Origin of the sequence: Micropruina sp. (assembly GCF_047606365.1) — a bacterium.
Lineage (GTDB): Bacteria > Actinomycetota > Actinomycetes > Propionibacteriales > Propionibacteriaceae > Micropruina.
On record NZ_JASGEN010000004.1, the window covers coordinates 1 to 8,852 of the forward strand.

Consider the following 8,852-nt stretch of genomic DNA (forward strand, 5'->3'; position numbering starts at 1 on the left):
CTGGCGCAGATCGACAGCCCGGCCGCTCGGGACGCGCTGCTGGCCCATGCGACGGATCCCGATCCGCAGGTCCGGCTGGCGGCCGTGTTCGCGCTGGCCGGCGTTCCCGGCGAGGCGGCGGACGCGGCACTCGCCGCTGCCGCCGCCTCCAAAGACCGTCAGCTGGTCGCCCTGGCCGAGCGGATCATGACCGATCGGCGACGCTGAGCCCTTCGATGAGTCGTCCTCTCGCGTCCGGCTTCTAGGTCTCGCGGGTTGAGCTTGTCGAAACCCGTTGCAGCGGGGTCTCGACAAGCTCGACCAATGACAACCAGCGCTTCCTAGGGAACTGCTCCCCCTAGCCGGCGGGCCTCTCGAGGCGCCGGAAGCCGGTCACCCGGATGCCGCGTCCGTACAGCAGCCCGTCGATGGTGACGCCGGGATCGGTGATGCTGACCTGCTCCAGCAGCACGTGCCGGGTGGCGTGATCGACGGCGGCACCGGCGATCACGCGCTCGTCCAGCGTGTCGGGAAGGCCTTCGGCCCGTGCCCGGCGGAGGCTCGCGTCGCGCACCTCGTCCCACTCCTGGCGCGGGACGTCGGCCACCGCAACATGGCGAGGCCCCACCAGCGCCACCTGCAGCGCCAGCTTGGCCAGGATCCGGTCGGTCTCGAGGCCGGGGTCGCCGGTGTGACCGATCAGGACGCCGACGCGCGACACACCGTCGACGAGGTGCAGATGATGGCTGGACGTGCCGTCCAGCCGTTCCACCGACGTGATCACGACCGCCTCACCGGAGGCCGCCGAGAGCTCATCCAACGCGGCGGCGACGCTCATGCCGTCCGGGAGTTCGGACGCCGCCAGCCCGGCGACGTCCAGCCCGGGACTGCTCGCCGCCAGTTCGGCGATCCGGTCGCCGAGGGTGCGCAGGGCCTGGCTCTCGGCGACCACAGCGCTCTCGCAGGCCAGTCCGACCAGGACGCCGGGAGCCGAAGCCACCAGCCCGTCCGCCAGCTCACGGCCTTCGGCCGGCACGGTCTGCGCCGGCGGCTCGGCGCGATGCCGGCGCACGAGGCGTCCGGCCAGCCGCCGCAGCCGGGGATCCGCTGCGTCCAGCGCCTGCCGGACGGCTTCCCGGGCCCGCGGCGAGTCGAGTTGGCCGAGCACGTTCAGCGCTGCGAAGCCGACCATCGGATCGGGGTCGTCGAGCGCCTCCCGCAGGCTGAGCACCACCGGGTCGGCGGCCGGCGAACCGATCAGCCCGAGCGTGTCGGCGGCGTGCTCGCGGATCGCCGCCGACGCTCCCCGGCGAAGTCGCCGTGCGAGCGCCGGCACACCCAGCGCACCCAACGCCTCGAAGGCGATGGTCAGTGAGTTGCGCAGCTCGCTGTCACCGCGCCCCAACTGGTCGGCCATCGTCTCGACGACCAGCGGTGAACCGGTCTGTCCCGCCGCCCACCAGGCCCGGGACGCCACCGCGTCCACCGGATCGGCGATCACCGGCAGCAGTGCCTCGGCGTCACCGGCGTCGCCCAGCTTGCTGAGCACATGGCAGGCCTGCATCCGGGTCAGCCAGTTGGGGTCACCGAGCGCGTCCAGCAGCAGCGGCCGGGCGGCGTCGGCGAGACGCAGCAACGCCCAGGTCAGGGTTTCCCGGATGGCGTGGCTCGGTTCGACCCCCAGCCGGGCGACCAGCGCGGGTGCCGCCTCGACAGCCCGCCAGGTGCCCAGATCGACGGCCGCGCGGAGCCGCAGCTCGGCATCGGCGTCGCCCAGCAGGACGATGGCGGTGATGAGATCGGGTCGGGTGATGGTGTCGGTCATGCCGGGAACTCCACCACCTGACGCCGGGTCAGGTTCAACTCAACCGGTCACCCTGTCGCCGACTCGTCCCGGCGTCGTCCTCAGTGGGCGGTCTCGGTGACCCGGGATTCGCGCACGACCGTCACCTTGATGCTGCCCGGATAAGTGAGTTCGGCCTCGACCTGCTTGGCGATCTCCTTGGCCATCACGTGGGTGGCGGCGTCGTCGACATTCTCGGGCTGCACCATCACCCGGATCTCGCGGCCGGCCTGCATGGCGAAGACCTTGTCGACACCCTTGTGTGAGCGGGCGATCTCCTCCAGGCGCTGGAGCCGCTTCACATACACCTCGAGGCTCTCCCTGCGGGCACCCGGACGGCCGCCGCTGATCGCGTCGGCGGCCTGGGTCAACACCGCGATCACCGTCTGGGGCTCTACCTCGTTGTGGTGGGCCTCGATGGCATTGACGATGTCGGGGTGCTCACCGAACCGGCGGGCGAGGTCGGCACCCACCTTGGCGTGCGAACCCTCCACCTCATGGGTGAGCGCCTTGCCGATGTCGTGCAGAAAGGCGGCCCGCCGTGCCGGTGCCGGGTCGAGATCCAGTTCGGACGCCATCAGGCCCGCCAGGTGCGCGCATTCGACCAGGTGCTTGAGCACGTTCTGCCCGTAGGAGGTGCGGTACTGCAGCGCACCGATGGTGGGCAGCAAGCCGGGATCCAGGTCGGTCAGCCCGACCTCGGCGACCGCGTCCTCAGCCGCGCGCAGGCAGATCTCGTCGATCCGCCGCTTGCTGCGTTCGTAGACCTCTTCGATCCGCGCGGGATGGATCCGGCCGTCGGCGACGAGTTCGGTGAGCGTCAGCCGGGCCACCTCGCGGCGCACCGGGTCGAAGGACGACAACAACACGCTCTCGGGGGTGTCGTCGATCATCACATTGACGCCGGTGGTCTGCTCGAAGGCGCGAATGTTGCGGCCCTCGCGGCCGATGATCCGGCCCTTCATCTCGTCGCTCGGCAACGGCACCGTGGTGACCACCGACTCGGTGGTCTGATCGGTGGCCAGTCGCTGAATGGCGCCGACGATGATCTGCCGGGCCTTCTGGTCGCCGTCGCGGCGCGCCTCGGCCTCGATCGCGCGGCTCAGGTGCACCGCCTCCAGCCGGGCCTCATGTTCCACCTGGGCGAGCAGTTCGGCCTTGGCGGCTTGCGGGGTCATTCCGGCGATGCGGGCGATCTCCTTGCGCTGTTCCGCCTCGGCTTTGTCGAGGGCGGCCCGCTGGGCGTCCAGTTCGGCCAGCGTCAGTTCCAGGTCGCCCAGTCGTTCGTCGAGCTTGCGCTGCAGTCCGGCGTGCTGGTCTTCGCGTTCAGCAACCCGGCGTTCCCGGCGCTCCACCTCTTGGAGCAGCATCTCCACCCGCTCGCGCTCCAGCCTGCTGGCGGTGTCGCTCTCCAGCCGTGCTCGTTCGACGTCGGCCCGGATGCGTTCGGCCTCGGCGCGGGCCGTCGCGATGATCTCGTCGGCCTCGGCCTTACGGGCCAGCGGATCGACCTTGGCGACCAGGGATTGCAGACGGGACCGTTCCTGTTTCTCGGCTTCGACCGCACGACGAGCGGCCTGCTTCTGGGCCTGCTGCTGGTTGCGCACCATGGACACCACAACCAGCGTCAGCCCGACCAGGACGATCGCCAGGACGACGGCGACGATCGCGAGCAACTGCATCGGATCCATCGGATTCCTCCCGTCGTCGGTGAACATGGGTACGCCGAACGGGTCAAATCACCATGGCAATCAGGCGATGCCGAACATGCCGCCAGCACCGCCGTCCGCTCCGCCTGCGGGGATGGACGGAACTCCAATCACGAGTCGTTTGCTAAAACGCTGAAGAAGTCGATCGCTTAGTTGAGATAAATCGTTGACACACCTGTGCAGAGGTTAGGCGTCGGCGGCGCTGTGTTCAAGCGCCGGTCCTTGTGGCGATGGAATTGACTACCCGAAGTCAGGCTCTGACGGACCCTCGCCAACCTCGTCGGAGGGCAGCTCGCGCAGCGCGGTGGCGATGACCGACGAGGAGAACCCGCGGCGGGCCAGTTGGCCGGCCATTCGGCGGTACCGAACCTGGTGCGGGAACCGCTCCAGAGAGCGGGCCCGCTTGGCCACCAGTTCACGGGCGACGGCCAGGTCGGTCTCGTCATCGACCTCGGACGCCGCCCGCTCGATCACCTCGGCATCGACGCCCTTGGTGCGAAGCTCCTGCCGCAGTGCCCGAGTCGAGCGCTGCCGCCGCTGTTGGCCGTCGAAGGTGGCGTCGGCGAACCGACGGTCATCGATCAGCCCCACCTCGGTCAGCCGGTCGAGCACCTCACGGGCGGCCTCCTCAGGCACCCGGCGTTTGGCCAACGCCCGCTCGAGTTCACGGCGGGTCCGGTCACGGACGTCGAGCAGTCGCAGCGCGATCTCACGCGCCACCGCGACCGGATCGGCGTCCGGACCGTCGGGAACCTCGGCCGCCACGCTCAGAACTCGACCTCGCCGGTCACCGGGTCGATGCCGGGCGGAACCTCGGCGTGCTCACCGATGCCCAGGTGCTTCAGGATGCGGGTCTCGAGCTCGTCGGCCACCTCGGGGTTCTTCCGCAGGAACTTGCGGGCGTTCTCTTTGCCCTGGCCCAGCTGGTCGGCCTCGTAGGTGAACCAGGCGCCCGCCTTGCGCACCAGGCCGGTCTCGACGCCCAGGTCGATCAGGCTGCCCTCACGGCTGATGCCCTTGCCGTACAGGATGTCGAATTCGGCCTGCTTGAACGGCGGGGCCATCTTGTTCTTGACCACCTTCACCCGAGTCCGGTTGCCGACCATGTCGGTGCCGTCCTTCAGGGTCTCGATGCGGCGCACGTCGAGGCGCACCGACGAGTAGAACTTCAGCGCCTTGCCGCCGGTGGTGGTCTCGGGCGAACCGAACATCACGCCGATCTTCTCGCGCAACTGGTTGATGAAGATCGCGGTGGTGCCCGCCCCGGACAGCGCGCCGGTCATCTTGCGCAGCGCCTGGCTCATCAGCCGAGCCTGCAGGCCCACGTGGCTGTCGCCCATCTCGCCCTCGATCTCGGCCCGCGGGGTGAGCGCGGCCACCGAGTCGATCACGATCAGCGCCAGCGCGCCGGAGCGGACCAGCATGTCGGCGATCTCGAGGGCCTGCTCACCGTTGTCGGGCTGGCTGACCAGCAGCGCGTCGGTGTCGACGCCGAGCTTCTCGGCGTAGGCCGGATCGAGCGCGTGCTCGGCGTCGATGAACGCACAGATGCCGCCGGCGGCCTGCGCGCTGGCGATCGCATGCAGCGCCACCGTCGTCTTACCGCTGGACTCAGGGCCGTAGATCTCGACCACCCGACCCCGCGGCAGCCCGCCGATACCGAGCGCCACGTCGAGTGCGATCGACCCGGTCGGGATCACCTCGATCGGCTGCCGGGTCTCTTCGCCCAGCCGCATCACCGACCCCTTGCCGTGCTGCTTCTCGATCTGTGCGAGGGCCGCACCAAGCGCCTTTTCCCGGTCCGCAATCGCCATCTCCGCTGTCCTTCCTCATCCGGCCGTTGCCGTCTCTCAAGCCTTCTGTTGTCACCTTACGAACGGGCACTGACAAAAACGTCAAACTCGCTTCAGGCTGTGGGTAACCGGCCGAAACACCCGGGGCCACGGGACAGCACACTACCGAACAGATGTTCGAAACACACCCGACACGCCGTCAGCGCTCGGACGCGGGAAGCTCCAGATTGCGCCACACTGCGCGCCAGATCTCCTTGCACGGAACACCCGCTGCCAGCGCTTCACGCACCGTGCGGCTGCCGAGTTCGGAGACCACATGGCTCTCGGCCCAGATCAACGCGGGGACCCGCCCCATCTGGCGCGTCAGCCGCGCCCAGAGCTCTGCCTCGCGCACCTCAGGCGGCGACCCGGCGGCGCACCGGAAGATGTGCCACCACGTCGCGATCGTCGTATTTGTCGCTCACCCGGCGCAGCACCAGCGACAGCGGAACCCCGAGCGCGCCGCAGATGGCGTTGAGCAACTCGCTGGAGGGCTCCTTCTGGCCGCGCTCGATCTCGGACAGGTAGCCGAGGCTCACCCGGGCCGACGACGACACCTCGCGCAGGGTGCGCCGATCCGCGTTGCGCAGTTCACGCAACGATTCACCCAGCAATTCCCGCATCAACTGCGGCCGGTCAGCCTCGGCGGCGATCATGCCCACGACTCTACCCATCCATAGCTCTCATCGACGTCCTGCATCAACACGCGTCGCGCAGGATATGTTCCAACTCGCGCCCGCGGCGTCCGTCGCACGGATCGGACACTCGTCGGCGCCACGCACTCAGACCCTGTGGTCAGTCCCGCTTGATCGGATCGAGCAGATCCAGCAGCATCCGCAACGCCGCCTGTACAGTCTGCTCCCGCACGGGTTCCCGCTCGCCCTCGAACTGGAAGCGCAGCGCGGTCGGCGACGGCTGCATCGTGCCCACCCGCGGCCCGATCACGGCGATCCACACCTCGCCGGGCTGGTGTCCCTCCTGGGGCGCCGGGCCAGCCACCCCGGAGGCCGCCAGCGCGTAGTCGGCACCGGTCAGCTCCTGCACGCCCACCACCATCTCGACCGCGGTCTGCTCAGAGATCACCCCGTGCTTGCGCAGCACCGCGGGATCCACTCCCCCGATCCGCGCCTTCTGCTCAGTGGCGTAGACCACGACCCCGCCCACGTAGTACTGCGAGGCGCCGGGGACTCCGGTGATCGTCGCACCCAGCAGCCCGCCGGTCAGCGACTCCGAGGTGGCGAGGGTGAGACCACGCTCGGTCAGCGTCCGTCCCACTACCTCGGCGAGCGAACGCTGGGTCATCTACTTCTCCTGTTCGGCCAAGCCACGTCTCCGCAAGGCGATCGCCTCGCGAATGTAGTCGACCGCGGTCACCAGGGTCACCACGACAGCGGCCGTCATCACGATCCAGGCCGTCCACTGTAGCCAGGACGGCATCAGTGGCAAGCCCGGCAGGTACAGCAGCAGCGCGATGCTCTGCAGCACGGTCTTCAGCTTGCCGCCGGCGTTGGCGGCCATCACGCCGTACTTCAGCATCGCCACCCGCATCCAGGTGATGCCCCATTCGCGGGCCAGCACCAGCACGGTCACCCACCAGGGCAGTTCGCCGACGATGCTCAACCCGACGAAGGCCATGCCGGTGAGCGCCTTGTCCGCGATCGAGTCCCACAGCTTGCCGAAGTCGGTGATCAGGTTGTAGCGGCGGGCGATCCGGCCGTCGATGGCGTCGGTGGCGATGGCGAACGCGAACACCGCGGTGGAGCCCAGCCGCCAGGCCAGGTCGGAGGGATGACTCAGCAGCATCCAGGCGAAGACCGGCACCAGCACCAGGCGCAGCACGGTAAGGGCGTTGGCGGCGTTCAGCCGGCTCGGCTGACTCGGCTGGCTGGTCATGACGCCTCGGACGCGGTCAGGTCGATGCCGTCGGCAGCGGTGACGGTGGCCCAGACCAGGCTCCCCACCTCGTGCCGGCGTCCCTCGACGCGGGTGCTGCCGTCCACTTCGGGGCCCTGGTGGACGGCCCGTCCGGTGCGGCCGTCGCTGTGCTCGACCAGGACGCGGACGCGCTCGCCGACCCGGTCCTCGGCACGCTGCGCGGACACCTCCTCGGCCAGCCGGGACATGGTCTCCAGCCGTTCGGCGATCACCTCGTCGGGCAGCTTCCCGTCCAGGGCCGCGGCCTCGGTGCCCTCCTCGTCGGAGTAGCCGAAGACGCCCAGGACGTCCAGCCGGGCCGCGGCCGCGAAGTCGCACAGGGTCGCGAAATCGGTCTCGGATTCGCCGGGGAATCCGACGATGACATTGCTGCGAATACCGGCCTCGGGGGCCACGCTGCGGACGCGGTCGAGCAGGCCGAGGAAGGAGTCGGGATCGCCGAACCTCCGCATCCGGCGCAGCACGCCCGGCGCCGCATGTTGGAAGGACAGATCGAAGTAGGGCACCACCTTGTCCACCGCCAACATCCCCTCGATCATTCCGGGCCGCAACTCGGCCGGTTGCAGGTACGACACCCGGAGCCACTCGATGCCGTCGATCCGGGCGAGCTCGGCCAGCAGCAACTCCAGCGCGCGTGCACCGGCCGGCAGGTCCTTGCCGTAGGACGAGGTGTTCTCGCTGACCAGGAACAGTTCCTTGACGCCCTGCTCGGCCAGCCAGCGCGCCTCGCCGACCAGTTCATCGGTGCCGCGGGAGAGATAGGAGCCGCGGAACGACGGGATCGCGCAGAAGGTGCAGCGCCGGTCGCAGCCCGAGGCCACCTTGAGCGGCGCCATCGGCGAATTGTCGAGGCGGTGCCGCAGCACCCGCGGGCCGGTGGCCGGCGCCCCGTGGCCCGGCAGGGTGACGCTGCGGGCGGCCGCCGGACGCTCGGCGGGAGCCAGCGGCAGCAGCTTCCTACGGTCGCGGGGCCGGTGGGACCGGTGATGCCCGCCGGCCATGATCCAGCGCAGCCGGTCGGCGATGTCGGGGTAGGAATCGAAGCCGAGCACGGCGTCCGCCTCGGGCAGCGCGGCGGCGAGTTCGTCGCCGTACCGCTCGGCCATGCAGCCCACCGCCACCACGGCCTGGGCCGCTCCGGACTGCTTCAGGTCGGCGGCGGCGAGCAGGGTGTCGACCGAGTCCTTCTTGGCGGCGTCGATGAATCCGCAGGTGTTGACCACGATCGCATTCGCGGCCTCGGGATCGTCGGTGACCTCGAAACCACCCTGCTCGAGGCGGGCCAACAACTCTTCGGAATCGACGTCGTTGCGCGCGCAACCCAGGCTCACCAGATGTACGCGCGCGGTCACGTCAGCAATCTATCCCAGCACCCTGTGAGCGCAGCCCGTCAGGCGGCCAAGTGTCGCAAGGGAAGCAGGTCGGGACGGCTCCCACGACACCGCGGTGACCAAAGGAACCGTCCCCGGTGACCAAAGGAACCGTCCCCGGTGACCAAGAGAACCGTCCCCGGTGACCAAGAGAACCGTCCCCGGTGACCAAGAGAACCGTCCC

General features: G+C 69.4%; 10 protein-coding genes. 1 reads left to right on the top strand and 9 read right to left on the bottom strand.

Annotated features, from left to right (window positions below; all coding sequences use genetic code 11):
• The coding region (locus QM624_RS00745; RefSeq protein ID WP_415088160.1) for a HEAT repeat domain-containing protein at nucleotides 1-207 on the top strand (207 nt) is incomplete at its 5' end.
• A gap of 130 nt (nucleotides 208-337) precedes the next feature.
• Here QM624_RS00745 and QM624_RS00750 read toward each other — a convergent pair.
• From QM624_RS00750 to rimO, 9 genes are all read right to left on the bottom strand, one after another.
• Nucleotides 338-1,804 carry a HEAT repeat domain-containing protein gene (locus QM624_RS00750; RefSeq protein ID WP_415088161.1) on the bottom strand — a complete coding sequence of 489 codons (1,467 nt, stop codon included), beginning with the start codon at nucleotides 1,802-1,804 and terminating at the stop codon, nucleotides 338-340.
• Nucleotides 1,805-1,884: 80 nt separating this feature from the next.
• The gene (gene rny, locus QM624_RS00755; RefSeq protein WP_415088162.1) at nucleotides 1,885-3,513 is read right to left on the bottom strand and encodes a ribonuclease Y; all 1,629 of its coding nucleotides are present in this window, start codon (nucleotides 3,511-3,513) and stop codon (nucleotides 1,885-1,887) included.
• Nucleotides 3,514-3,771: 258 nt separating this feature from the next.
• Nucleotides 3,772-4,296 carry a regulatory protein RecX gene (locus QM624_RS00760; RefSeq protein WP_415088163.1) on the bottom strand — a complete coding sequence of 175 codons (525 nt, stop codon included), beginning with the start codon at nucleotides 4,294-4,296 and terminating at the stop codon, nucleotides 3,772-3,774.
• Between the two features lie 2 nt (nucleotides 4,297-4,298).
• Nucleotides 4,299-5,345, bottom strand: a complete 1,047-nt coding sequence (gene recA, locus QM624_RS00765; protein WP_415088164.1) for a recombinase RecA — start codon at nucleotides 5,343-5,345, stop codon at nucleotides 4,299-4,301.
• A gap of 178 nt (nucleotides 5,346-5,523) precedes the next feature.
• Nucleotides 5,524-5,718 (bottom strand): DUF3046 domain-containing protein, encoded by a 195-nt coding sequence (locus QM624_RS00770; RefSeq protein ID WP_298131858.1) that lies wholly within the window; start codon nucleotides 5,716-5,718, stop codon nucleotides 5,524-5,526.
• A gap of 1 nt (nucleotide 5,719) precedes the next feature.
• On the bottom strand, nucleotides 5,720-6,019 hold the full coding sequence (locus tag QM624_RS00775; RefSeq protein ID WP_298131856.1) for a helix-turn-helix domain-containing protein: 300 nt from the start codon (nucleotides 6,017-6,019) through the stop codon (nucleotides 5,720-5,722).
• A 139-nt stretch (nucleotides 6,020-6,158) separates the two neighbouring features.
• Complete coding sequence (locus QM624_RS00780; protein WP_415088165.1) at nucleotides 6,159-6,665, bottom strand: CinA family protein; 507 nt, start codon at nucleotides 6,663-6,665, stop codon at nucleotides 6,159-6,161.
• Nucleotides 6,666-7,256, bottom strand: coding sequence for a CDP-alcohol phosphatidyltransferase family protein (locus tag QM624_RS00785; protein WP_298131853.1), 591 nt, complete (start codon nucleotides 7,254-7,256; stop codon nucleotides 6,666-6,668).
• The gene (gene rimO / locus QM624_RS00790; RefSeq protein WP_415088166.1) at nucleotides 7,253-8,659 is read right to left on the bottom strand and encodes a 30S ribosomal protein S12 methylthiotransferase RimO; all 1,407 of its coding nucleotides are present in this window, start codon (nucleotides 8,657-8,659) and stop codon (nucleotides 7,253-7,255) included. Before rimO ends, QM624_RS00785 begins: the two co-directional genes overlap by 4 nt.
• Between the last annotated feature and the right edge of the window lie 193 nt (nucleotides 8,660-8,852).